The organism is Enterococcus sp. LJL128, assembly GCF_056924295.1.
Map to the genome: position 1 here is coordinate 31275 of NZ_JBXPBP010000013.1, position 24022 is coordinate 55296.

At 40.2% G+C, this 24022-nt stretch carries 20 protein-coding genes; 8 read left to right on the top strand and 12 right to left on the bottom strand.

What is annotated here, in order from left to right; translation table 11 throughout:
* Positions 1-39: 39 nt before the first annotated feature.
* The gene (locus AC1Z3K_RS14110) at positions 40-687 is read right to left on the bottom strand and encodes a FusB/FusC family EF-G-binding protein (RefSeq protein WP_426081938.1); all 648 of its coding nucleotides are present in this window, start codon (positions 685-687) and stop codon (positions 40-42) included.
* A gap of 465 nt (positions 688-1152) precedes the next feature.
* Between AC1Z3K_RS14110 and AC1Z3K_RS14115 the strand changes: the two genes are divergently transcribed.
* The gene (locus AC1Z3K_RS14115; RefSeq protein ID WP_461733043.1) at positions 1153-1482 is read left to right on the top strand and encodes a thioredoxin family protein; all 330 of its coding nucleotides are present in this window, start codon (positions 1153-1155) and stop codon (positions 1480-1482) included.
* Positions 1483-1685: 203 nt separating this feature from the next.
* Here the strand turns inward: AC1Z3K_RS14115 and AC1Z3K_RS14120 are convergent, their stop codons facing one another.
* The gene (locus AC1Z3K_RS14120; protein ID WP_426081934.1) at positions 1686-3137 is read right to left on the bottom strand and encodes an NAD-dependent succinate-semialdehyde dehydrogenase; all 1452 of its coding nucleotides are present in this window, start codon (positions 3135-3137) and stop codon (positions 1686-1688) included.
* Between the two features lie 318 nt (positions 3138-3455).
* Between AC1Z3K_RS14120 and AC1Z3K_RS14125 the strand changes: the two genes are divergently transcribed.
* Positions 3456-4322: an NmrA family NAD(P)-binding protein gene (locus AC1Z3K_RS14125; protein ID WP_461733044.1), complete on the top strand. Its 867-nt coding sequence runs from the start codon at positions 3456-3458 to the stop codon at positions 4320-4322.
* 113 nt (positions 4323-4435) lie between these two features.
* Here the strand turns inward: AC1Z3K_RS14125 and AC1Z3K_RS14130 are convergent, their stop codons facing one another.
* Genes AC1Z3K_RS14130 through AC1Z3K_RS14145 form a run of 4 tightly spaced genes read right to left on the bottom strand, consistent with a single transcriptional unit; the run spans position 4436 to position 9042 of the window.
* Entirely contained in the window at positions 4436-4870 is a 435-nt protein-coding gene (locus tag AC1Z3K_RS14130; protein WP_461733045.1) for a GNAT family N-acetyltransferase, read from the bottom strand.
* A gap of 37 nt (positions 4871-4907) precedes the next feature.
* Positions 4908-7031, bottom strand: a complete 2124-nt coding sequence (locus AC1Z3K_RS14135; RefSeq protein WP_461733046.1) for a DUF4129 domain-containing transglutaminase family protein — start codon at positions 7029-7031, stop codon at positions 4908-4910.
* A complete protein-coding gene (locus AC1Z3K_RS14140; RefSeq protein ID WP_461733047.1) occupies positions 7028-8098 on the bottom strand; it encodes a DUF58 domain-containing protein in 1071 nt (356 codons plus the stop codon). Before AC1Z3K_RS14140 ends, AC1Z3K_RS14135 begins: the two co-directional genes overlap by 4 nt.
* The gene (locus tag AC1Z3K_RS14145) at positions 8095-9042 is read right to left on the bottom strand and encodes an AAA family ATPase (RefSeq protein ID WP_426081928.1); all 948 of its coding nucleotides are present in this window, start codon (positions 9040-9042) and stop codon (positions 8095-8097) included. The genes AC1Z3K_RS14140 and AC1Z3K_RS14145 overlap by 4 nt, the downstream gene beginning before the upstream one ends.
* A 506-nt stretch (positions 9043-9548) precedes the next feature.
* On the opposite strand from AC1Z3K_RS14145, the gene AC1Z3K_RS14150 reads away from it, so the two are divergent.
* The 3 genes from AC1Z3K_RS14150 (at position 9549) to AC1Z3K_RS14160 (ending at position 11822) form a co-directional block, all read left to right on the top strand.
* On the top strand, positions 9549-9974 hold the full coding sequence (locus AC1Z3K_RS14150) for a MarR family winged helix-turn-helix transcriptional regulator (protein ID WP_426081927.1): 426 nt from the start codon (positions 9549-9551) through the stop codon (positions 9972-9974).
* Between the two features lie 83 nt (positions 9975-10057).
* A complete protein-coding gene (locus tag AC1Z3K_RS14155) occupies positions 10058-10696 on the top strand; it encodes an SDR family oxidoreductase (protein WP_461733048.1) in 639 nt (212 codons plus the stop codon).
* Between the two features lie 22 nt (positions 10697-10718).
* A complete protein-coding gene (locus tag AC1Z3K_RS14160) occupies positions 10719-11822 on the top strand; it encodes an NADH-dependent flavin oxidoreductase (protein ID WP_426081925.1) in 1104 nt (367 codons plus the stop codon).
* Between the two features lie 67 nt (positions 11823-11889).
* Here AC1Z3K_RS14160 and AC1Z3K_RS14165 read toward each other — a convergent pair whose 3' ends face one another.
* A complete protein-coding gene (locus tag AC1Z3K_RS14165) occupies positions 11890-13359 on the bottom strand; it encodes an alanine/glycine:cation symporter family protein (RefSeq protein ID WP_426081924.1) in 1470 nt (489 codons plus the stop codon).
* Between the two features lie 294 nt (positions 13360-13653).
* Between AC1Z3K_RS14165 and AC1Z3K_RS14170 the strand changes: the two genes are divergently transcribed.
* Positions 13654-14433, top strand: coding sequence for a hypothetical protein (locus AC1Z3K_RS14170; RefSeq protein ID WP_426081922.1), 780 nt, complete (start codon positions 13654-13656; stop codon positions 14431-14433).
* 73 nt (positions 14434-14506) lie between these two features.
* On the opposite strand, the gene AC1Z3K_RS14175 is transcribed toward AC1Z3K_RS14170, so the two are convergent.
* Entirely contained in the window at positions 14507-14827 is a 321-nt protein-coding gene (locus AC1Z3K_RS14175) for a hypothetical protein (RefSeq protein WP_461733049.1), read from the bottom strand.
* Positions 14828-14997: 170 nt separating this feature from the next.
* Here AC1Z3K_RS14175 and AC1Z3K_RS14180 point away from each other — a divergent pair, with 170 nt between their 5' ends.
* Positions 14998-17211, top strand: coding sequence for a tetratricopeptide repeat protein (locus AC1Z3K_RS14180; RefSeq protein WP_461733050.1), 2214 nt, complete (start codon positions 14998-15000; stop codon positions 17209-17211).
* 76 nt (positions 17212-17287) lie between these two features.
* Here AC1Z3K_RS14180 and AC1Z3K_RS14185 read toward each other — a convergent pair whose 3' ends face one another.
* From AC1Z3K_RS14185 to AC1Z3K_RS14200, 4 genes are all read right to left on the bottom strand, one after another.
* Positions 17288-19939 carry a calcium-translocating P-type ATPase, PMCA-type gene (locus AC1Z3K_RS14185; protein WP_426081919.1) on the bottom strand — a complete coding sequence of 884 codons (2652 nt, stop codon included), beginning with the start codon at positions 19937-19939 and terminating at the stop codon, positions 17288-17290.
* A 380-nt stretch (positions 19940-20319) separates the two neighbouring features.
* The gene (locus tag AC1Z3K_RS14190; protein WP_426081918.1) at positions 20320-20901 is read right to left on the bottom strand and encodes a TerD family protein; all 582 of its coding nucleotides are present in this window, start codon (positions 20899-20901) and stop codon (positions 20320-20322) included.
* A 35-nt stretch (positions 20902-20936) separates the two neighbouring features.
* Positions 20937-21518: a TerD family protein gene (locus AC1Z3K_RS14195; RefSeq protein ID WP_426081917.1), complete on the bottom strand. Its 582-nt coding sequence runs from the start codon at positions 21516-21518 to the stop codon at positions 20937-20939.
* A 24-nt stretch (positions 21519-21542) separates the two neighbouring features.
* A complete protein-coding gene (locus AC1Z3K_RS14200) occupies positions 21543-22139 on the bottom strand; it encodes a TerD family protein (protein ID WP_426081916.1) in 597 nt (198 codons plus the stop codon).
* A 246-nt stretch (positions 22140-22385) separates the two neighbouring features.
* On the opposite strand from AC1Z3K_RS14200, the gene AC1Z3K_RS14205 reads away from it, so the two are divergent.
* The gene (locus AC1Z3K_RS14205) at positions 22386-24014 is read left to right on the top strand and encodes a YceG family protein (RefSeq protein WP_461733051.1); all 1629 of its coding nucleotides are present in this window, start codon (positions 22386-22388) and stop codon (positions 24012-24014) included.
* Positions 24015-24022 lie beyond the last annotated feature (8 nt).

Genomic DNA, 24022 nt, shown 5'->3' on the forward strand with positions numbered 1-24022 from the left:
CTAAAAAGCTGAAAATAGCAAATGTATGCACAGATTTAGTTATTTTGCTGCCTGAACATTTTTAATAAAGGCAGAAAGTTCTTCTGTTTCCAGCAGTTGATGGTTGCATTGATCACTATCGTGACAGATATAGTTGCCCTTCTTTGTATACGTACCATCGCTGGCTGTTTTGGTTGTTGCCAAAAACAGTGAGACATTAGAAATCGTTTTACAAATTGCACAGGCACCCTTAATGATTTCAGGAGAAAGGACGCCGGAAACACCAACTAGCTTATCCCCTTGATGAGTGATAATAAACTTTCTTTGTGTTCCAGGATCGTTCCAGCCTACATAGGTGTGATCTCTTAAATCCAGCTCAGACCATTCTGGAATTTTTAGTTTTTTTGTTTTTCGAAACAATTTAGTCAGCTGAGGATTAGAAGGCGGATCAAAAGGAATAACCTGCTCTTTAAGCGTAGCAAGATAGCGCTCCATTCGACTGCGGGTTATTCGGATATTCATCATTTTTTCCATAAAAGCATCTACCTCAGGCTGTCCTTCTGGAAAAAGCTCATTGATTTTTCCAATTGCCAATGCCTGAATCGTTTTCACTGTCCCAGAATCATTGACTGAGGTATAGGTATTTATCAGCGTTTCTGCCTGATTTTTCACGTAATTATATTCATATGGTTGAATTGTTGGGTTCATTTGTTTGTTCCTTTCAAATAATTTCTATGGTCAAAATACCTTGATGAAAGGCAATGATTATTCCAACAAAGTATTTTGTTAGTGAGTAAAATCCTGGGCTGTTAAAGAAGATATAGTAGCGTATATCATAGCATCACCCCCCTTAATAAGAATTAGTTTATAATGCAGCCTGCAAAGAGGCTGTTAGATTGCTTAGATATATCGTCTAGTATAACGCAATGACTGGAAAATAAAAATCATTCTACTATAGAATGGCTGGAAAGACAAGGGAGTTTATCAACCTCCTTATTCAGAAATGAAGAAAGTTTAGAGCTGCTATCCAGCAAATCTAGCAGATACTCTATCGAATTTTATATGATTGTAGTACGAATAAAAAATTCCAAAGCACAATGCTAGTCTTTTCCTACCTTATTATGATATATTTGGTTAAAATTGGTCAAAGATTTCTTTGAAGGAGTGATGGATATGGCTAATTTACATAGTATAGAAGAAATTCGTTCATTTGTTGCAGAGAATAAATGGGCATTCCTTTATGTTTCTCAGCAAAATTGTTCTGTCTGTCATTCTGTCCTACCCAAATTGAAACAGCTGCTGGCACAATACCCAGACATCCAATTGGGGGAAGTAGATGGTGAAGAGGTGAAAGCTGTATCTGCTGAATATCAGATTTTTTCAGCACCAACGCTGCTGCTTTTTATTGACGGCAAAGAATTTATCCGCGAAGGTCGATTTGTTCAGTTTCAAAAATTAGGGTTTGATATTGAACGGTTATATACCTTTGAAACAGAGCTGTAGGAAGAAACGAGTGGGACTAGAGCGATTAGTGGAATAAGTAGTAAACGTGGCAGCCGGCAATCTTTACTTGAAACGAATGATGAACTAGTGGTTTTTCACTATCAGAATGTAGGATGACTAATCTGAAGTAAGCTGAACCAAAAAGTATTTTTTAAATTAAAGAGCGCAACAAAATGAATCGTTCGTTTTGTTGCGCTCCATTATTATGCTTTGATTGTAATGAATTTTATAACAACATATTCTTCAATACCGTAAGCACCGTTTTCTCTACCAAAGCCGGAATGCTTCACACCGCCGAAGGGGGTAGCTGAATTAGAGATGTCCACATCATTTACGCCAACCATGCCATAGGCTAGTTTTCGACTGACATTTGTGATGGTATGGATGTTATCGGCAAAGAAGTAAGAAGCTAAACCAAAAGGTGTATCATTGGCAGCTTTAATCACTTCTTCCTCATCGGAAAAAGTAATCAGCGGAATGACCGGACCAAAGGTTTCTTTATAATAGATGTCCATGTCTGTAGTAACTCCATCCACTATGGTAGGTTCAAAAAAGAAGCCGTCTGCATAGGCACCACTTGTTAACTGACTCCCCCCATAGAGAATGTCAGCACCTTTGTCAGCTGCGTCCTGCAGCTGCTTTTTGACTTTATCCAAGCCACCCTGATTAATTAATGGACCTGTTGTGGGGTTATCCAATCCATTTCCAACAGTCACTTCTTTTATTTTTTCAAGAATAAGTTTTGTTGCTTCAGATTTAATCTCTTCGTGAATAAAAATCCGATTTGGCGAGGTGCAGACCTGCCCGTTGTTTCTAAATTTTGCAGCAATCAGACTGTCCGCTGCCAAGTCTAAATCAGCATCAGGAAAAATGATGAAGGGGGCATGTCCTCCTAACTCCATAGAAACCTTTTTCAGTGTAGAAGCAGCTTGCTCATTTAATAACTTTCCTACCTCAGTCGAACCAGTAAAGGTTAGTTTTTGAATCTCTTCGGACGTAGCAAGAATTTCTCCAACTATTTTGGATTTTCCCAGAACAACATTGACCACACCATCAGGAAAGCCTGCTTTATCGAAAAGCTCCATCAATGCTAGCGCTGAAAGTGGTGTTTCAGAAGAAGGCTTCAAAATTACTGTACAGCCTGCTGCGATTGCCGGGGCGATTTTGCGGATAATCATATTAGATGGAAAGTTCCAAGGCGTAATAGCTGCAACAACACCTATCGGCTGCTTTTCAGCAAGCCATTGCTTATCGTCGGGAGAAGGAATAATATCCCCGTAGATTCGTTGAGCTTCGCTGGCGTTCCAACGTAGATTTTCAATATTGGTTTGAATTTCTGCTGTGGCTTGCTGTAGTGGCTTCCCCTGCTCCATCGTCATGATGGTTGCCAGACGTTCTTGATCGTCAGAAATCAAATCTGCCGCTTTATTCATCAAGTCAGCCCGTTCAGCTGGCGATGTTTTAGACCATTTAGAAAAAGCAGAGGCAGCAGCTTCGACTGCACGTAAAGTTTCATTTCGGCCGCCTTGCTGAACAGCTGTCAACGTTTCACCAGTAGCAGGATTGATTACGGACTTTGCTTCTTCAGAGCCATCTAGCCATTGTCCATTGATATAGAGACGAGTTTCAACGTTCGGTAATTCATTTCGTACCATAGTTTCTCCTCCTTGTCTTTCTATAAAAAGCGTAACATAGATAAAAAATCGACACAAAATAAACGCCCATACTTGTTTTAGAAGGGCGTTCTGTCTATCTGACAGGCTTTTTCCAGTTACTATGAGCGGATAGCTCTTTACGTATTTTCAGCTGAGGGATAAATCGTGTGAGAATAATTAAATTTCTCTCTTTTTATAGTACATTCTGTAGCTATTACTGTATTGATATTATTTTTTGAGGTAAAATTGTTATAACAAAACGCTTGTTTTGTAAATGGATAGTGGTCAATTAATATGAAGAAAACAGGAGGAAGAGCAATGATACTTGTAACTGGTGCAGCCGGAAATGTCGGCAGAAGAATAATCACTGAATTAGTCAATAGAGGACTTTCAATCAAGGCATTTGATATTAATCCCAAAGTAGAAGAATTAAAAGCGCTTGGTGTTTCTGAAACGATGGTCGGGGATGCACGTTCAGCCGAAGATATCGTTAAAGCTCTGGCAGGCTGCGAGCAAGTGCTTTATATTCCGCCGATGTTTGTCTATGATGAAGCGGAAATCGCCATGCATTTTATTGACGAGGCTGTTCGGGCAGAAATTAGTCAGTTTGTGATGATGACCGTTACACACCCGCTTATGTCCACTCTTCCTCAGCATACTCAGAAGTTGAAAGCAGAAGAATATTTGGTATATAAGGGATTATCCGCTGGATTGAATTATACAATCCTTCAGCCTATGCATTATATGCACAATTTTCTGGTTCCCGTAGTCTGGGAGACAGATGCTTATCAGTGTTTTTACACAAAAACAACGAAGCTTAGCTATGTAGATGCTGCTGATGTGGGAGCGGTAGCAGCTAAGATATTAACAGAAGCCGACCATCAAAATGCGACCTATGAGCTAGTCGGGGATGATTTTCTTTCACCGGTAGATATGGTAGAAGTGTTTAACCGGATTACTGGAAAAGAGGCAGTTTGTGACCAGGTTCCAGTGCAGCAGATTATCAACTATTTTGAAACGGCAAAATATGACAGCTACTTCGTAAAAACATTTGAACAGCTTGCAAAGACGTATAGTGAATACGGCATTGCCGGCAATAGTCATGTGCTAACCTGGTTATTAGGAAGAAAGCCAACTAGTTTTGAAGAGTATGTTCTGCGTGAATGCAAGGAAAATAATTTGTAAATCTCATAGTTGGGCAATCGCTAATACAGCAAACGAAAAGAAGTAATTTTTATTATAGAAATAAAAGAGAGAGGTTAGGGCAGAATCATATGCACCTAACCTCTCTTCATTATTTATTTAGTTTTTTTCAGGTGGAGAATCGGATAAGCTCTGTTTTGTCCGTCAGTAGGACTCTCGCTGATTATGGAAAAGCCATTTTTTAAATAAAAGGCTGTTGCCTGCGGATTGTCTTTATTAACGTCTACTGAATCAACTGATTGTTTCATTGTTAGGTATTGTAGAATTTGCCCGCCATATCCTTGACGAAAATGATTGGGATCAATAAAGAGCATTTCTAAATGGTTGTCGTTAGTTCCAGAAAAACCAACCAGCTCTTCTTCATTAAACCATAGAAGAAGTTTAACGAAAGGGAAGTAGGAAGGAATTTCCTTTTTCAACTTATTTCTGTCAGCTTCCGATAAAAAATGATGAGTGGCAATGACGGAACGTTCCCAAAGAGCTATTAAAGCGGGATAATCATTTTTTTCGGCTGATTTTTGTTTTAACATAATGGGCACCCTTCTATTTATAGATTTAAAGCTATAGTTAAGTTAGCGAAGCCAGTATTTGAGCTGTTTTCTTCAACAGCTCATCATATTGTCCAGCATTGACTACGCTGTTTCCGTAAAGAGTCTGTTCATAGAGTGCGGTTAGCTCACTGAAGCTGTGTCCTAGCGATGGATAAGTCAGCTCCAGCCGCTGTCCATAAGGAGCCAGAGGTTCCTCAGCTTTACGCACCAGCTTTTTCTCTGCTTGTTTTAACAGATGCTGATAAGCACCAATGAAATCGGCTGGTCTCATTTTTCGATAAAGTTTAAAGCGAAGCAGGAAGAAATTCTTTCTTAACAAGAAAATACCAATGACTAGGAAGAGTCCAAGTAAACCAAAAGCATAAGGTCGAATGGAACGCCAAATTTCATCAAAAGAAATGGCTGAGTCCTTCTCTGCTTCAGCAGCCTGTTGTGTGCTGTTGGACGTGGTATTTTCGGTCTCAGTTGAGGAAGAATTGCTGGTTGACGACGGGCTCTCTGAGGACTCAGAGGCTGCTGTATTTTCTTCCGATTCTGGATTGCTGAAGCTGGGCGTAGGTTCAAAAGGTATCCAGCCGTAGCCCTTGAAATAGACCTCCGGCCATGAATGGGCATGACCGTTGCGGATAGAAAACTGTTTTCGGCCGTCCTGATATTCTCTGGTGATTTCGCCGGAGGCAAAGCCTTTAGCCCAGCGGCTGGGAATCCCCAAAGAACGCAGCATGACAATCATTGCGGAGGAAAAGTTGTCACAGTACCCTACTTTAGAGTCAAAAAGAAAATAGTCTACATAATCTCGTCCTTCTGGAAGAAAAGGTGTGTCCGTTTTAGAATATTGAAAGGTTTCATCTGTTTTTAGATACTGTTCGATTGCCTTAACCTTGTCATAAATCGATTCTTCATTCTGAGTAAGGGAAAGCGCTAGCTCATAAACACGCGGGAGCGCAGTTGGCAGCATGGTATTTTGTAGGTCTGCGACTCCTTCGTTCGCCTGCTGGAGATCGCTTTCCTGATAAGCGGGTTCTTGCCAGACGAAAGATAGTTCTGTAGCTGGAGACGTAAAATTAATCCGATTTTTTTCCGGAATCCGTTCTATTGTCTGACCCGAAGATAAAAAGAGCTGAAAGCTCCCATAGGGCTGCGGCAGGTAAGATATACCAGAATCAATATTCATTGTTATGGGCGTCTCTGAAGCAAACATTCCTTGATATTCAGGGTCAGTCACTAAAAGTGCTGAGGGGTCTGTTTCAGTATCAATGGATTCAGTAAAGGTTTGCCAGCCAGTACCCGTATAGTAGTTTTTAGTTTCCACACGCCAGTAATGCGGCTTACTTTGAATAGCTGTAAAAAGGATAGTAGGATCATCTGTTAAAGGACCGCCTAACTGCCGGTCATCCTCACCAAATCCACTGCGTGAAGCACTGGAGGTTCCGTACCGATTGATTTGTTCGTAGAGACCTTTACTATTTGCATAATTTCGAACAGCAGCTGTTTGATAGAATAGAAAGCTTTGTGCTTGCGGGAAAAATTTATACATGGAATAGGCACTCCCGCTTATAAATAAAAGTAAAATACTACTGTATAAGAATATTTTATTACGTGAAAAAGCAACTGTCTGCTGCTTCAACTGATGGAACAGGATTGAAGCACAGGTAATTATAAGTAATGAAATCCCCAACTGAATTTGATTAACAACAGTTAACAATAAATGATAGCCGATAATTAAAAGCCAGGACAGCCAAATCCGCTCATAGTGAATGAGCAGTACAGCAAGAGCAATCAAAAAGAAAAGGATGATGACAAGAGCTATTGTTTTTGGCATATAGTTCAGCTCGCCGGCAAGAATTTGCTGGTGAGACACTAGCATTTCCTGATAAAAAGCTGTTGGCCAGTCAGGGATGAGTGATTGTCCCAAAGGAAAATAGATATACAGGCTGATAAAATAGCAGCAAAGATACAGCGGAACAGTAATGACAAACTGTCTGAATAAAAAAGTAATAAGACAGATTGCGGCAAGTATCGTTAGAAAAAAACTTCCATGCCCCAGCTGATAAACATCCAGAAAGGGAAAGCTGGCCGCGGCTAAAATGATAAAGCTTAACAATGGAGAGTACCAGTTTTGCTTTAGCCGTTCCTTCATAGTCTGACCTCCTCTGTATCAATAAAGCGGTCCTCATTTTTCCATTGAAGGCAAAGTCGCCCTTCTTTAAATGTAACCAGAAACAGCTCATTTGTTCGCTGGAGCTTTTCCAACTGAGCATTTAACTCTTCAGAATATTCAGGAGCAAAAATTACCAGCTTTTTATTTGTAAGCCGCGGCAGGGGTTGTTCAGTTTGAAGCGGCTTGATAACTGCAAAGAGCTTGTCTGAAGAGGTTTCAGCAGGATAATCTGCTAAGAGAATTTGTGTCCTAGTTAATTGCTTATCTAATAACCCTGTAAAGGAATAGTAGATAGACAGCAACTCTTCGAATAAAGGAGAAGGAGCGCCATAAAAAAGCAGCTGCGGCTCTTGCTCTGCCTGTGTCTCATACTCTTTTACTATTAGCTCGTTTCGTTTGCCGGATTGTTTCCAGTCAATCATTCCCAGCGGATCGCCGGAATGATGGGGACGTAGGCTGCGTATAACAAAGGTCCGGTCGCCAAAAGGAGAACGGAAATGAGGCTGCAGCGTCAAAATTTCCTGCAGCAGCTGTTCGGCAGCTGCCTTCTGTTGTTTTGGAAGAACAAAGAAAGGTCCTTCTACCGATAGTTCTCTCTGCTTTGAAAAGAGCATCAGAAAATCTGTACTGCTTAGCAAAAGCGGTAGGCTCTGAAAAACACCTCTTTTTTCAGGCTGCCAAACAAAATGCAGTTTTTTAGGTTTGCCAGAATAAAATGGAAACGAATAGTTTTCATTTTTCTCTAGGGGAATCAACCCAGCAGTCAGTAATACCAAAGGAAACAGGATTGGGCGATAACCAAACATTTCCAACTGCAGCTCTCCAGAATAATTAACGGTAAAATTCATGGCACCAGTTGCTTCCATTCGAATATTTTTAAGTGTAGAAGTTAGACTGAGAAAATCAGCGATTACTAAACCTGTCATAAAAAAGAATACTATCCAGCCAGTTGAGTTATTGAAAACAGCTGCGTAAAGAAATAGAAGCCCATAAATCAAACAGACAATCAGCAGCTGCAAACTGTTTTTTAGCTTGTATACGTTCATAGCTGTTTCCTAATGGGAACCGGAACACGTCTAAGTATTTGTTCCATAATTTCTTGAATCTGAGCCTCATTAGCTGTGTGATTGTTTTTTAGCAGAAGTCGATGACCAAAAACAGCCGGCAGGATTCGCTGAAGATCATCCGGCGTAACGAAGGTTCTGCCCTCTGTCAAAGCAAATGCCCGGGCAGCTTTGATAAATGCTAAAGAACCTCTAGGGCTGATACCTAACGCAATACTGTCATGTTCTCTGGTTGCTTGAACCAGCTGCAGTGCATAACGGGCAATCTGCGGGTCTACATAAACCTCATCGACTAATGCTTTCAATTGAGTAACTTCAGCTGCATTAAGGACCTGCCGGATTGAAACCAGCTGATCTGACTGTCTGTTCAAAAGAAGCTCTAATTCATCTGCAAACTCAGGATAGCCAATGTGAAGGCGGAATAGGAACCGGTCAAGCTGGGCCTCCGGTAAAGGATAGGTTCCTTCATAATCAACTGGATTCTGCGTAGCTAAAACAAAGAAATGTTCATCCAGTGTATAGGTGTGATTATCGATGGTCACATGCCTTTCGGACATTGCTTCTAATAACGCAGCCTGGGTTCTTGGCGTAGTCCGATTAATTTCATCAGCTAAAAGAACCGTAGTAAAAATTGGTCCTGGATGAAATTCGAATGCTTGAGACGCAGTATTGTAAACAGTGATACCTAAAATATCACTTGGTAGTAAGTCTGGTGTGAATTGAATCCGACTAAATTTACCATGGATGGCTTTTGCCAAAGTTTTGACCAGCATGGTCTTTCCAACACCGGGGATGTCTTCAAAGAGAACATGTCCGCCAGCTAAAAAAGCGGCAACGGTCAATTGGAGAACCTCTCGTTTTCCTAAGATTACCTTTTCCATTTCATCAATTAGCAGACTAATTTTTGACTGGGTAGTGTTCAACATACTAATTTTTCCTCCTTTTATCTATAGAAAATCCCGTAAAGGACATGGGGATGGTGCTGGATTCTGTTTCTGTAGAGCGGCTAAAAAAGCTGCTTTTGGTCAGTTGGTTCAAGTAGAGAGCCTGGCAGCGTTTAACACAGAGTGGTGAATTTGTACAGATACCAGATAAATGTTATATAGCAAATAAATGCACAGCAGCAGGCTCAATAAGCTCCGCTTTCAGCTATCCTACTGCTGGATGTCTTCATATAGGTGACACAGTCATTTTTATCCAGCGAAGCTGTCATGCAATTACTATAGTTAATTGTATAGATAACTGGAAAGCAGTGCAAGAAATCACAGAGATTTTTAAACAATAAAAAACAAGCAGCTCTAATGATTTATTCACAGCTAAACAAGGCAGGATGTTGAAAAAGTCGAAAAAACTGATTATAATGAGGTACTTAAACAACTGTAATCTATGTAGCAGGCTTATAGATAGCTGAACGATGAAAGGAGAGAGAACATTGACAAAGCATGAAAATAAGCTGCTGGCTGACTGGCTGCTTTTTTCTCAAGTACTGACAGCTATTGATGGAGCACTTGAAACAAGCTTAAAAAATAGAAATAATCTAACCTTGAAAGAATTCTATGTTCTTCATTTTTTAGCTGCACATCCGTCTAAAAAAATGCGTCTTCAGGATCTGCAAGAGAAGGTGGGGCTGAGCCAAAGTGCACTTTCACGGCTAGTTAGTCGAATGGAGGAGAAGGAGCAGGGTGTGATTAACCGGCACATCTGTTCAGATGATAAACGGGGCATCTATATCAGTATCACTCCGCTAGGAGAAGAAAAAGCTGGAAAGGCTGAGCAGACAGTCAATCAGCTGCTGGCTGTAGAAATTAAGAAGAAGCCGTTAGCTGCTCTAATAGCTCAATTAGCTTCTGCAAATTGAAAGATAGGCCGTTTTCTTTGCAGAAGTTATTATTATTCGCTATTATATGTATGTGCATACATATTCGGGAGGAGAGTAGATTCATGAAGATATTTGTAGCTGGGGCAACAGGAAGAGTCGGACAAGAGCTGATTTCGGTCCTTGAAAGTAAAGGTCACTATGTTTATGCTGGTGCCAGAAAGACTGAACAGATTAAAGAAACAGAGAATATTCAAGCTGTGTTTTTAGATCTCCATGAAACGGTTGAGGACTTAGCTGAAAATCTAAAAGATGCCGAGGCAGTAATCTTTGTTGCTGGTTCTCGAGGGAAAGACTTGCTTCAAACAGATTTAGATGGAGCGGTTAAACTAATGAAGGCAGCTGAAAGCAAGGGAGTCAAACGCTATATTCAGCTTAGCTCGATGTTTGCCTTAGCTCCTGAACGCTGGCAAGAACCAGGGATAGCCAGCATTTTAGATTATACAATCGCTAAATATTACTCAGATTCATGGTTGCTTAACAACACTGCTTTGGATTATACAATTTTACAGCCGGGAACATTAAGAGAAATACCGGGTACAGGTAAAATAGCCGTAGATGTTTCTGAAGCAGGAGAAAATTCTATCGAAGATGTCGCAGAAGTTCTGGCAGAGATAGTGACTGAAGTGCAGACTATTGGAAAAGTAATTTTGATGCATAGCGGAGAACAGCCGATAAAAGAAGCTCTGCAGACAATCAAATAAACCAGAGAATAAGGAGAAGTAAATGACTAATTTAACAAAACAGCTTACATTTAAGCGGGGCGTCACTTTAAAGAATTCTATTGTGATGGCGCCTATGACCACTAAAATGAGTTTTTATGATGGCGTAGTGACGCAGGATGAATTGAATTATTACCGCTTGCGTTCTGGTGAAGTAGGTGCCGTTATTACTGCTGCAGCAAATGTACAGGATGGCGGAAAAGGCTGGGAAGGAGAACTGAGTGTTGCTTCAGATGAAATGATTCCTAGTCTAAGCAGATTATCTGCAGCTATTAAGCAGAATGGGACGAAAGCAATTTTGCAGATTTTCCACGGAGGCAGAATGACCGACTCTAAGATTCTTCGCGGAGAACAGCCGGTAGCGCCAAGTGCTGTTGCTGCTGAACGTGAAGGGGCAGAAACACCTAGGGCATTGGAAAATGCAGAGATTCTTCAAATAATTGAAGATTTTAAACTAGCTGCATTACGGGCGATAAAAGCAGGATTTGACGGAATAGAGCTTCATGGCGCAAATACCTATTTGATTCAGCAGTTCTTTTCTCCTCATTCAAACCGTCGCTCAGATGAGTGGGGCGGGTCAGTTGAGAAACGTACCCATTTTATCAATCTGTTAGTGGACACAGTAACCGCTGCTGTCGACGAGGTTTCAGACGGCGGCTTTATTGTTGGCTACCGCTTTTCTCCAGAAGAATATGAAGAACCTGGCATTAAGCTGGAGGACACGATGTATCTAGTTGATTTATTAGCAGAAAAACCGCTGGATTATCTGCATCTTTCATTAAATGATTATAAGAGAGTATCTGTTTCAGCAGACTTTCAGGCAAAATCAATTTTGAATTATGTTCATGAGAAAATCAATGGGCGTTTGCCGCTGATTGGTGTTGGAGATGTGAGAACCGGTGAACAGGCAGAAGAGCTTCTTCAAAATGCAGAAGCAGCAGCTGTCGGCAGAGCACTGCTGATTGATCCTCACTGGACGAAGAAAGTGCTGGAAGGAAAAGAAAATACCATTCGAACAGTATTACCGGCAGAAGATCGGGATGAACTAATAATTCAAAACGGCGTTTGGGGGGTCTTACAGATGATGATGCCAGATCGTCTAGCCTAGCCAATGAAATAAAATGACTGGAACATCGTCTACTTGACGAATGCTCCAGTCATTTTTAACTTGTTATTTACTCTTCTAATCCCAGCTCTGTTGGAAGAACTATATCCACTTCGTCGATTGCTTCTTCTACTGGAAGGACAGAACCATCCGTTTGAAGACGGGTGAAAAAGCTCCGTGTTTCTCTGAAAACGATAGGACTTAAAACAATTAGAGCGATTAGGTTTGGAAAAGCCATCAATCCGTTAAAAATATCAGCTAATGTCCAAACGGCAGAAATCGTCATGTATGGACCAGCGAAAATTGCCAAAATATGAACGACTCTAAAAATCTTTGCCCCAGTCTGACTGCCGTTTGTTAAGTAGCTCAGACAGCGTTCAGAGTAGTAGTTCCAGCCAATGATTGTGGTAAAGGCAAAGAAGGAAAGACACATCATCAATAAAAAGGAACAGACAGCGTCAGAGAACGGCAGCGCAGCTGAAAAGGCATAAATCGTCACCGCTGCTCCGTCTAATCCTGTCTCCCAGGCTCCAGTTAGAATGATTGCCAGACCAGTCATCGTACAAACGAGAATTGTATCAATAAAGGTTCCAGTCATAGAGACTAGTCCTTGTCGAACCGGTTCATTCGTTTTGGCCGCTGCCGCTGCAATAGGGGCACTTCCCAAACCGGATTCATTTGAAAAGATACCGCGGGCGACACCTTTTTGAAGAGCAACAATCATTGCACCTAAAGCTCCGCCGCTCACAGCCCGCAGACCGAAGGCTCCTTCAATGACCTGAGAGAAGGCCATCGGCAATTTTGAAAAATTCAGGACAACCATTAATAGACAAAGACCTACATAGACAACAATCATTGCTGGTACGATGACTTCTGCAACTTGAGCAATCCGCTTTACTCCGCCAATCAGAACCACTGCTGTAGCAAGTGTAACAATAGCACCTGCAATAATAACCGCCCAAGAGTAGTTTTGCCCAAAAAGGCTAACGGTGTTTTGATTGGCCGGATCAAAGAACGATTGTGCTGCACTGGTTATTCCATTGATTTGGGTAAAGGTACCAATCCCCAGCAAACCGGCAAGTAAGCCAAACAGAGCAAAGAGCTTTCCTAACCAACGCCATTTTGAGCCCATGCCATTTTCTATGTAATAAAATGGACCGCCTAAAGCACTGCCGTTTTTATCAAATATTCTGTATCTTAAAGCAAGCAGCCCTTCGGCATATTTAGTAGCCATCCCTAATAACGCCGCAATCTCCATCCAGAATAAGGCACCAGGACCACCTGCTACAATTGCAGTAGCAACACCAACGATATTCCCAGTACCAATGGTTGCGGACAGTGCTGTACAGAGAGCAGCAAAACTGGAAATATCTCCCTCGCCGTCTTCTTCATTGCTGAACATATATTTCAATGCCAGCGGCAGCTTTCTCATTTGAATCCCTTTTAAACCTATTGTCAGGAAAATCCCAACACCCATAATCAGTACGATCATAGGAATTCCCCAGACATAATCATTAATAGTACTTAAAAAATCGCCCATCCCTTTTCATACACCTCATTCATTTTTTATTGATAAGTGTATCACAAAGTTTTATGGGGAAGCAATAAGAAATTAAGAGTAGTAGGTAGGGAATTCCAGTTTAATTTTAATGTTTTAAACATTTTTTTTAAATATTACGTGGAAATTAGTAATGATAATAAATTTCGGTTTGATAATATTCGTGTTTAAGAATGAAGAGATAGAAGTGAGTAGAGTGACAAATATTTCTTTATTATTGCGATTTAATTTCTTTTGTGTTACGATTTCGTTGCATATGAAGAAAGGATGACTGAAATGAAGAAGAAATGGAGCATTATATTAATCGGTGGTTTGCTAATAGTTATGAGCGCTTGTGGCACACAAAATAAGGATACAAAGTCTTCTGAATCAACGACAGAAGCAACAAGTAAATCCAGTGTTGCGGTGAGTTCTTCGACTTCAGAAGAAACTGTTTCATCAGAAGGTAGTGCAGAAAACCCAAGTGCATCTGAGCATTCGAGTGAAAGCACAGCTGTAGTGGGAAAATATAAAGTTACTCAGCTGACAGAAGATACAAAACAAAAAATCACAGAAGAATTTCTGAACTGGGCTGGGGAACGGGCCAAAGAAGGCGGTATGGCTGTAACCGATAGATATTTCGATCATGGTGCTTCAGGAATGGGTGACTGGTATGCAGAATCAGTAGACGGTAAAATTCAAGTACAGGAAGTGGGAAATCCAGGCTATAATGCTTATGAAATTCATGCAGTGGGCGGTGTAGCCTTCTTCATTCCTTTAGATGGAGCAGTCGGAATTAGTCATGTGCCGGATATGAGTGCGACGGCATCTGGATACAGTGAGGCCGCTGATTCTAATGGTCAGATATCAAAATATCTATTAGCGGATAATGGGATTGTCTATGAGTTAAAGGGAGTTGGTCAAAGCCTGATAGCCTTTTCTTCCGGATTTGGGTTAGCTGCGGATGACGGTAGTTTTGATGGACAGCATTCAATTGTTCCTAATCAGGTCTTTCAGGTTTCTCAAGATAATGATGCACAGGCAGAATATCAAAGAATATTATCCGCTTATCAATAAAGCGGTATTAGAGAAAAACCCCCATCTAATTTTCAGATGGGTGTTTTTCTCTTTAACTTATATCAAATTAACATTAATGAGACAACACTTGAAGAAAGCGAGCTTCCAGCAAATCTAAGGCCTGTTCCAATTCTTCAAGACTTTCTTCTCTGCTAAAGCGAATAACAGGGGCGGCGCTCAGATCCAGCAGCTTAAGAGGGACAACCGCATCATTGGTTATCTCCAATGTAATCTGTGGATGTACGGTTGTGTCGCCGCAGGGACCGGCTTCTAGATAAGCCAGCTCATATACTCTTTCATCCGCTGCTCTGAGCCGATAGTAGCCATCTTTAATGAATCTCTTTTCATCAGTATCAAAATGCTTTCGCAGCTCTTTAAATGTTGCTAATTTCATTGCTATTTCTCCTGACTTTTCAATAGTTGTCTCTTAGTTATACTACTGAACAATACTGCTTGACAAGTGAAGGGTGAGAGATAAAAAAACAAAGCTGTATCAACTGATGAATAATATGTATGATATAATTGGAATAAATGAACTTATATCTAGTAAAAGGGGCGGAATTCATGAGTGAGGAGAGTATAAATGAATATCTGGAGCAGGCGAGAAAATTTGAAGAAGAGAAAGAATATGATAAAGCGATTGAAGTATATGACAAGCTGATTGAACTAGATTTGAATAATCCTGAATATAGATATGTACGAAGTACCTTGTATAACAAGATGAACTTGTTTCAAGAAGCTATAGATGACGTATTAATAGCTATTAAGTTTGATTCCAAGCAATCTAAATATTTTCATGATTTAGGCAATTATTTGCATGAAATAGAAGATTATGAGCAGGCGATAACAATGTTTAAACAAGCAATAAAGTTGAACAATACAGAAGCTGATTATTTTAATGATCTAGGGATTTCTTATGATGCACTAGGAAATTATAATGAAGCAAAAAAGCAGTATCTACAAGCACTAGAGTTGGATTCTGAAAATCCTATTTACTTGTATAATTTAGGCGATTGCTTGAACTCTTTAGGAAATTATGAACAAGCGATAAAAATGTTTGAACAAGCAATAGAATTGAAGAATACAGATGCAGATTATTTTAATAGTCTAGGGATTTCTTATGATGCATTAGGAAATCATAATGAAGCGAAAAAGCAGTATCTACAAGCACTAGAGTTGGATTCTGAAAAGTCTGTTTACTTATATAATTTAGGCGATTGCTTGAACTCCTTGAGGAATTATGAACAAGCAATAAAAATGTTTAAACAAGCAATAGAATTGAAGAATACAGATGCAGATTATTTTAATAGTCTAGGGATTTCTTATGATGCATTAGGAAATCATAATGAAGCGAAAAAGCAGTATCTACAAGCACTAGAGTTGGATTCTGAAAATCCTACTTACTTATATAATTTAGGCGATTGCTGGTTTGAAATAGGTGATTATAAACAAGCAATAGATTTGTATAAGCAGGCTATTCAGCTGAAAAGTACAGAAGCAAGTTATTTTAATAGCCTAGCGACTTCTTATTCTATGGAGAATAATACTACTGAGGCTATAAAGAATTATAAACAAGCCATCCAGCTTAATTCGAACGAGCCTGTTTTTTTCAGTAATCTTGGTATTAGCTACTTGTATATAAAAAAATATGAAGAAGCATTAAAAAATTTTTTAAATGTAGATATTGATACAAAGAAAATGGTAGAATTTGTTTGCATCTGCCTGATTGAAATTTTAAATAAAAATAGCTCTTTGGAGCCATATAAAGAGTTATTGATGAAGCCTCCGTTTAAATTTATTTTTGAAAACCTAGATTTTGCAGATGATAAGCTTATATTGGCTATTTTAGAGTTGTACAAATCAATTCAGATTTTCTTGAGAGATGCAGTGGAGGACTGCAATGGCAAAGAGATTGCTCACTATACTTCATTGGGAACATTGCGCAATATCTTAGAAAATAAACCATTAAAAGAAGAGAAACAGAAAGAAAAGACTGAAGAAGATTCAGAAAATCAGAGCAAAAAAATTCGATTATATAATACAGAGTACATGAATGATCCGGAGGAAGGGCTCTACCTGTTTAGTCTGCTTAATGGTGGAGAAACCGAGACAGTTATCAGTGAATTGGAAACAATGTACGCCAATTCAGATGAGCTGACCTGCAGCAACACCTTTATTACCTGCTTCACAGAGGAAATCGATCGTTTACCTATGTGGAGCATGTATGGAAATGATGGGGAAGGGGTCTGTCTGATTCTTGAAAAATCTGTTTTTCTTGATAAAAAAGCAGCGGAGAGCTTTGTAGAAATAAAAGAAAATGCAATTGATGATTTTGAGAAGAAAAGCCGAATACTTTATAAGACATATTATTTAGATAAAGATTTAAGCAATGAAGAAACTGTCAGCTCAACTATCGAAGCTTGGAAAGAAATATTAACAAGTATCAACCTGCAAACAGCAGACCTGAGCTCTGAGCATAAGCAAAATGTCTTGAATGTGTTGTTCGCCTTGTTTGATGAAGTTCGCTTTCTTTTTAAATCTGATTTCTATTCTTATGAAAAAGAGTATCGGTTGTTGGTCAGCCATGATTTAAACGGGGATAGGGTTAAGGTTGATATGAATGGAGAGATTCCTAAATTGTATCTGGAAATTGAGAATGTAAACTATTCAAAAGTTGTTCTTGGCAGCAAGGTTGAGCATCCGAATATGTGGATGCCGTTCATCAAAAGAACCAGCAACATTAAATCTGTGAAAAAGTCATCTATTCGCTATCAGTAATAAACATATTCACGGTAAAGAAAAAAATGCCGGTGCTTTTAGCAGCACCAGGCATTTTTTATTTTCAAATCTATAATTATTTGTTCAACGCTTTTGATACGACTTTACGAAGCATATCAATTGGAATAGCTGCTACAGATAGTCCGAGAACGATTGCCCATTCAGTGATGCTTAACGGAGTTGTTCTTAAGATAGCTCCTCCGACAAAAGTCATCAGAATCTGTACAACGACAATCAGCAGCATGATACGGATAAACATTTTGTTTCTACTTAGATTATCGAAGATGTTCAGCTTCTCAGTTCTCACATTGAAGCCGTTAAATACAGCATACAGGATAAAGAATGAGAAGAATCCTGTGTACAGAGCGATGTCACCGCTGCCGCTAGTAAAGTATTGAGATAAGAAGGTGCCTTTCAGCATCCACAGACCAATTAAGGTAATAACAACACCTTCAAAAGCAAACGCAGAGAACATAGAACGGGTAACGATATTTTCATCACGGCGTTTTGGTTTTTCTCTCATGTAGCGTTTCAAGGTTGGTTCAGCACCGAATGCCAGTGCTGCCAGTGTATCCATAACCAGGTTTACCCACAGCATTTGAGTGATTGTCAATGGATGATCAATACCGATAAACGGTGCGATAAAGCTGATTAGCAATGCACCTACGTTTAAAGTAAGCTGGAAGACAATGAACTTCTGGATTGAACGGTAAATTGTCCGTCCGAATAAGATAGACTGTGCAATAGATTTGAAGTTGTCATCAAGGATAACAATATCCCCTGCTTCCTTCGCAACTTCTGTACCACTACCCATTGCAAAGCCGACATCTGCACGTTTCAACGCAGGACTATCGTTTACACCGTCACCAGTCATCCCTACAACCAAACCGATTTCTTGAGACAAGCGTACTAGACGAGATTTGTCCGTTGGTAATGCACGGGCGATAACGCGAATATTCGGCAAAATAGATTTTACTTCTTCATCCGGCATTTCATTCAGCTCTTGAGAAGTAAGAACGACATCATCATCCGCAGTCAGAATTTTTGCATCTTTCGCAATCGCAATCGCTGTTTCTTTACGGTCACCAGTAATCATAACCACCTGAACTCCGGCACTATGCACATCAGCAATCGCTTCGATTGCTTCTGGACGAACATCGTCACGAATGGCTAAAATACCAATTAACGTATAATCAGATGGTAGCACTTCTTCAGTAACTGTTTCTTCTGTAGTTGCTAAGATCAAGACACGAATAGACCGTTTAGCCAATTCATTGATTTCATTATCTAATTCAGCCAGCTTGGTAAATGGCTGCTTGTTGCCTTCTGCATCATAGTAAGTTGAACAGTTCGGCAGGATTTTTTCCGGTGCCCCTTTGATAAGAGTTGTGTTCCATTCACCGGCTACCTGAGTTGCTGAAAACTTTCTAGCAGAAGAGAAAGGAATTACTGAAACGTGTTCCAGTGTTCCATGAAGATTTTCATTTTTCTGTGCAAAAGCAAGGACCGCTTTTTCTGTTGGATTCCCACCGATAATCAATACATTGCCATTACTATCTTCTGAAATAACTGCGTTTGTGTTGTTAACGATGGCTGATCCTACGATTTTTTGAAGTTTACCAGGAACATCGCCCAGTGTTTCAAAGCTATCATTAGCCCCATTAATGTAAGATACAACATCTAGTTTACCTTTAGTAATTGTTCCGGTTTTATCAGAGAACAGCATGTTCAAGCTTCCGCTTGTTTCAATCCCTTCCAATTTACGGACAAGAATGTTGCTGCGGAGCATTTTTTTCATGTTTTGAGAAAGCACCATGGCAATCATCATTGGCAAGCCTTCTGGAACAGCAACAACAATAATAATTACAGCTAAAATAAAGGCTTCTACAACGTCATTTCCGACTGTTCCAAGATGAGAGAAATATTCTGAAATCAAGGCGCCGTCAAAGTTATTTTGCACCAGTACACGGTTAATCATAAAGGCGATGAAAATTAAAATACCGCCAGTATAGCCGGCTTTTGAAATCTTGTCGGCAAGGTCAGCCAACTTCAATTTTAGTGGTGATTCACGTTCGTCAATAGTCAATTCAGAGGCCATTTGACCAAAGAAAGAAGCATCTCCGACTTTTGTTACCTTCATAACAGCTTCACCTGAGGTGATTACTGCGCCGCGGAACAATGCGTGCTGGTCAAAGGTATCGCCGTCTTCATAGGTTCCGCCTTGAGGCAGTGGTGTTTTCTTGGCTTCATCAGATTCTCCATTTAGAGAAGCCTGATCCACTTTTAGATCACCCTCCAGCAAGATTCCGTCAGCTGGGATTTTATCACCAGTCTGCAGGATAATCTCGTCGCCTTGAACGATGTCGTCGATTTTGATTTCTACAACGTGTCCATCACGATAAACTTTGACAACGATTTTTGAGGCATCTTCCTGTAATTTTTGGAAGGCACTCTCATTTGAGTATTCACTCCAAGTACCAATCAATGTTGCCAGTAAAACAGCAATGGCAATTCCTAGTGCTTCATACCATTCTGCATAGCCTAGAAAAGCGAAGACTAAGTTTAAAACTAATGCGACAATCAGGATTTTGATAATCGGATCATCAAAATTTCCCTTCAGCTTGTCAAAAAATGATTCTGCTTGTTTCTCGGTCAGAGCATTGGTCCCATGCTCACGCTTGGACTGCTCGACCTGTTCTGATGTTAAACCAGTAAATGTCTTGTTCACTTATTACTCTCCTTTGATTTTTTGAAAGACCCAAATCAGATGACTGTTTGGGCTTTTTCCGCTGGTGACCCAACATTATTCTTAGACTGCTAAGCAAAAAAATAACAGGGTGCACTTATTTAGATAAAGAATGAGGGTGTGACAGTCGTGTGTTCATAGTCCCTAAAACCGAATAAACGATGTTTTAGGAGCTAGCCTTTCGAAAAACAAGTCAAACGATACTGAAAATAGGAGATACTCCGCTAGGTGTCAATCAACAGCTGGGTGTTTCCTTCCCAGTGTCTCTTGACAATTTTCGTATGGTTCGCTTTATTTCTCGAGGCAGAACACCTCTGTCACAACCTCCATCTTAACTCTTGTCTTTTAGTATAAAACGAATGCTATTGAACGTCCAATCCATAAGCTCGCACCAATGCCGCTAAGCCGCCTTGGTAGCCGCTGCCGATTGCGTTAAACTTCCATTCGCCATTATGACGATAAAGCTCGCAGAACACAACAGCTGTTTCTACAGAGAAGTCTTCGCCTAAGTCGAAATTCAGAATTTCCTCGTTCGTTTCTTCATTTAGAATATGAACGAAGGCATTTGAAACCTGACCAAAGTTCTGGTTCCTCGCTGTGGCATCGTCAATCGTTACTGTGATTGCAATGCGGTCAACAGCTGGAGAAATTTTGGAAAGGTCGATTTTGATTTGTTCATCATCGCCATCCCCTTCACCTGTACGGTTGTCACCAGTGTGGAGTACAGAACCGTCTTCTGATTGAAGATTATTATAGAAGATAAAGCTGTTTTCGTTCAGACATTTCCCGTTGCTGTCTAAAAGGAAGGCAGAAGCGTCCAAGTCAAAAGCTGTACCTCCATCATACTGATTGATATCCCAGCCTAGACCAACAATAGTCTTAGTTAAACCAGGGTTTGTTTTTGTCAGGTCGACTTTCTGACCTTTTGATAAGTTAATTGCCATAGATCATATTCTCCCTCTCTTTTGCGGCTGAATTTTTAGCCGATATTTACACCAAAATCTCTACCTAAAGCCGCTAAGCCGCCTTGGTAGCCGCTGCCGATTGCTGTGAACTTCCATTCGCCGTTGTGACGGTATAATTCGCCGACAACAATAGCTGTTTCAATAGAGAAATCTTCGCCTAAGTCATAACGAATCAGTTCTTCTTCAGAATCCGCATTCAGGATTCTGATAAAAGCGTTTGAAACCTGACCAAAGTTTTGGTTGCGTTCTTCAGCACTGTCAATGGTAACGGTAAAACGAATTTTTTCAATGGATGGACTCACGTTGCCAAGTACGATTTCGATTGATTCGTCATCGCCTTCGCCCTCACCTGTACGGTTATCGCCCATATGCTTAACAGCTCCGTCTGTACTTGTCGGCTGATTGTAGAAAATGAAATCAGCGTCGCTAGTTACTTTCTCATTGCTGCCAAGTAAAAAGACTTCTGCGTCTAAATCGAAATCGCTCTGTCCGTCATACTTATTTGTATCCCAACCCAAACCAACACGAACCTTTGTTAATCCGGGATTTGTTTTTGTTAATTCAACTTTTTGACCTTTTGCTAATGAAACTGCCATGTTAGAAAACCTCCAGATTTATATTTATTTATAACGCTGCAGCATTTCAGATAGATTTGCCACATTCATCCCGCTGCCGACTGCCGCAAACTTCCATTCGTTGTCGTGGCGGTAAAGCTCACCAGCCACCAGTCCAGTCATGCCCTGATAGTTATCTGTCAGGTTGTAGCGGGCAATTTCCATACCTGAATCATCCATGATGCGGATGAAGGCATTTTTAATCATTCCGAAATCCTGTTTACGCTTATGTGCTTGATAAATGTTTACAACAAAAACCATCTTGTTGTATTTAGGACTCACTCTGCTTAGTGAAACCTTGATTACTTCGTCATCTCCGTCGCCGGCACCAGTCAGGTTATCTCCCTGGTGAACGATTGAACCATCTGTGCTCTTTAAATGACCAAAATAAACAACATCCTTTTTGTCTACGAAGCGGTCGTCTTGCAGTAGAATGACAGAGGCATCGCAGTCAATAGATGCTGGTTTAGAACCAAACAAGCCGCCAAGGAGGCCGCCGGAAGCCTGAGCTTCATCCCAGCCAAGCCCAACAGTGATATTGTTCAATGACGGGTTGGTTTTGGTCAAATCAATTTTCTGACCTTTTGATAGGTTAATTGCCATTGGTTTTTTATCTCCTTTTTCCTTAAAGTATTGTCAAAAAACAACCCATTTCTCAATCAAAATCTACCCGTAAATATCCTAAGTAAGTGTTGATTAGTTGGTATGGATTGGATATACTTTGATTATATCACATAAGACTTTCAGTGGGGTTATTTGATAAAAAAACATCAAAAAATCATGCTTAGGTTGTAGTTTTTTATAACAAAAAATGAGATAAAATGTAAAAATAGAAATGGAGTGAATGGTGTGTTGGAATTACATCCGATTCCGCAGAATCTCAACGAGATTGACTGGCAGTCAGAATTTATCACGCCTATATCACTGAGATCAGGCTTTCAAAAAACTGAAGAGACCTTAACATACCCTCAGGTTGCCGGAATCGTTTTAGGTGTTCCGCTGGATGAGTTCAGCTATGGAGAGTGGCTCTATGACGTGGTATATAATGATGAATATAAAATCCATCTTCTAGATGGAAATCTTGAAAAACAGATAGATAATCAGATTTTTCAGGGAATTCAAAAGCTGTTCAATACACATAACGAGCAGAAGGGGTTATCGCCAAACCGGTTTGTAGCTTTTATGCAGGGGAACAATCTGTTGCCTTTGCGGGAGCATCCGGAGTATTACCGCTATCTGACCTTGAAATTTATCGATTTAATAAATATCTTTTCCGAGAACCATGGAGGCTTAATGCATCCTGATTTTCGCCGGGTAGTTGTTGACTGTATCAAATGGGGCTTTAACTATATCGATAAATGGCTGAGAGAAACAGATTTGAGCAAGGAAGTGCCTAAAGTTATCTGGTATGGGGAGATGACGAAAAGTGAACAGTATTTCCTAATTCTGCTGTACCTGTTAGGCTTTGATTTATTGATTTTCAATAGTGAAAAGGAAAATGCCTTTGCAGATGTGAAGGGTGTTAATCTATCAGTTTTTGAATACCCGAATGAGATGGACATGGAACCGTTTCCTAAAGAAAAACCAATGCGCAAGTCTACAACTGCCAGAAAAGCAGCGATGGAGCTGAACAATATTATGAATTCTGACGGCTCGCTGCTGCTGAAGCCGTTTCAGCTCAGGGAGTATCTGCCGGAAAGCATCACACTGCAGACAACCTACGATGAGATTCGAATTATTGGCAAAGAAAAAGCCTTCATCCGTCCCAATTTTCAGGTAGAAAAAGGGGTAGTTAAAGTTCCTGTAATTTTCGCCAAGGTTCTAGGTGTGTCAACGGACAGGAAAAAGTATTGGGATGATTTTTATGAAGTTAGACGAAGCACCGAATTAGTTGAGGTAATTAAGGAATTTCCGATTAAACAGGAAATTAAAGGCAATCAGCAGTTTCATTATCAGTTTGCGGCGAAAAAAGACGGTACGCTGAATCCTGAAAAACTGATGGAAGCCAACTGGTGGCAGCACCGTCAAGTATCCAACGGGATGCAGCTGGCGTTGGCCAGCGCAATCAGCCGCTATGTAAAAAAAGCCCATTTTCTGCCTCACGGTAAAGAAACAAAAGAAGATGTTCAGATGTATCTGTTCTCTCAGGCAATGAATGTGCCGCCGTTTATTATGAAGCTGCTGCAGCAGTATGACTACGCGCAGGATATTCCTAAGATTATGATTTATAATAACGGTATGAGCGGAACATTGACGCGTTCTGATGCGGCATTATTATTGCTGCTGAACGAAATAGGTTTTGATATTGCGGTCTATAATCCAACCGGTCAGAATGATATTGAGCTCTATATTGATAATGGAAGATTTGACAGTCACTGGCTGGAGGAAGTGAACTTTGAAGAAACCTTCCAGACAAGCGGGATGGCTGCAAAAGGAAATAGTGCCCTTAAATCTATTTTCAATAAATTTAAAAAGTAGAAGGAGTC

Excerpts from the sequence above, each read along its gene's own strand:
- AC1Z3K_RS14110 (WP_426081938.1), bottom strand. The coding sequence starts at position 687 with ATGAACCCAACAATTCAACCATATGAATATAATTACGTGAAAAATCAG.
- AC1Z3K_RS14115 (WP_461733043.1), top strand. The coding sequence starts at position 1,153 with ATGGCTAATTTACATAGTATAGAAGAAATTCGTTCATTTGTTGCAGAG.
- AC1Z3K_RS14120 (WP_426081934.1), bottom strand. The coding sequence starts at position 3,137 with ATGGTACGAAATGAATTACCGAACGTTGAAACTCGTCTCTATATCAAT.
- AC1Z3K_RS14125 (WP_461733044.1), top strand. The coding sequence starts at position 3,456 with ATGATACTTGTAACTGGTGCAGCCGGAAATGTCGGCAGAAGAATAATC.
- AC1Z3K_RS14130 (WP_461733045.1), bottom strand. The coding sequence starts at position 4,870 with ATGTTAAAACAAAAATCAGCCGAAAAAAATGATTATCCCGCTTTAATA.
- AC1Z3K_RS14135 (WP_461733046.1), bottom strand. The coding sequence starts at position 7,031 with ATGAAGGAACGGCTAAAGCAAAACTGGTACTCTCCATTGTTAAGCTTT.
- AC1Z3K_RS14140 (WP_461733047.1), bottom strand. The coding sequence starts at position 8,098 with ATGAACGTATACAAGCTAAAAAACAGTTTGCAGCTGCTGATTGTCTGT.
- AC1Z3K_RS14145 (WP_426081928.1), bottom strand. The coding sequence starts at position 9,042 with ATGTTGAACACTACCCAGTCAAAAATTAGTCTGCTAATTGATGAAATG.
- AC1Z3K_RS14155 (WP_461733048.1), top strand. The coding sequence starts at position 10,058 with ATGAAGATATTTGTAGCTGGGGCAACAGGAAGAGTCGGACAAGAGCTG.
- AC1Z3K_RS14160 (WP_426081925.1), top strand. The coding sequence starts at position 10,719 with ATGACTAATTTAACAAAACAGCTTACATTTAAGCGGGGCGTCACTTTA.
- AC1Z3K_RS14165 (WP_426081924.1), bottom strand. The coding sequence starts at position 13,359 with ATGGGCGATTTTTTAAGTACTATTAATGATTATGTCTGGGGAATTCCT.
- AC1Z3K_RS14170 (WP_426081922.1), top strand. The coding sequence starts at position 13,654 with ATGAAGAAGAAATGGAGCATTATATTAATCGGTGGTTTGCTAATAGTT.
- AC1Z3K_RS14175 (WP_461733049.1), bottom strand. The coding sequence starts at position 14,827 with ATGAAATTAGCAACATTTAAAGAGCTGCGAAAGCATTTTGATACTGAT.
- AC1Z3K_RS14180 (WP_461733050.1), top strand. The coding sequence starts at position 14,998 with ATGAGTGAGGAGAGTATAAATGAATATCTGGAGCAGGCGAGAAAATTT.
- AC1Z3K_RS14190 (WP_426081918.1), bottom strand. The coding sequence starts at position 20,901 with ATGGCAATTAACTTATCAAAAGGTCAGAAAGTCGACCTGACAAAAACA.
- AC1Z3K_RS14195 (WP_426081917.1), bottom strand. The coding sequence starts at position 21,518 with ATGGCAGTTTCATTAGCAAAAGGTCAAAAAGTTGAATTAACAAAAACA.
- AC1Z3K_RS14200 (WP_426081916.1), bottom strand. The coding sequence starts at position 22,139 with ATGGCAATTAACCTATCAAAAGGTCAGAAAATTGATTTGACCAAAACC.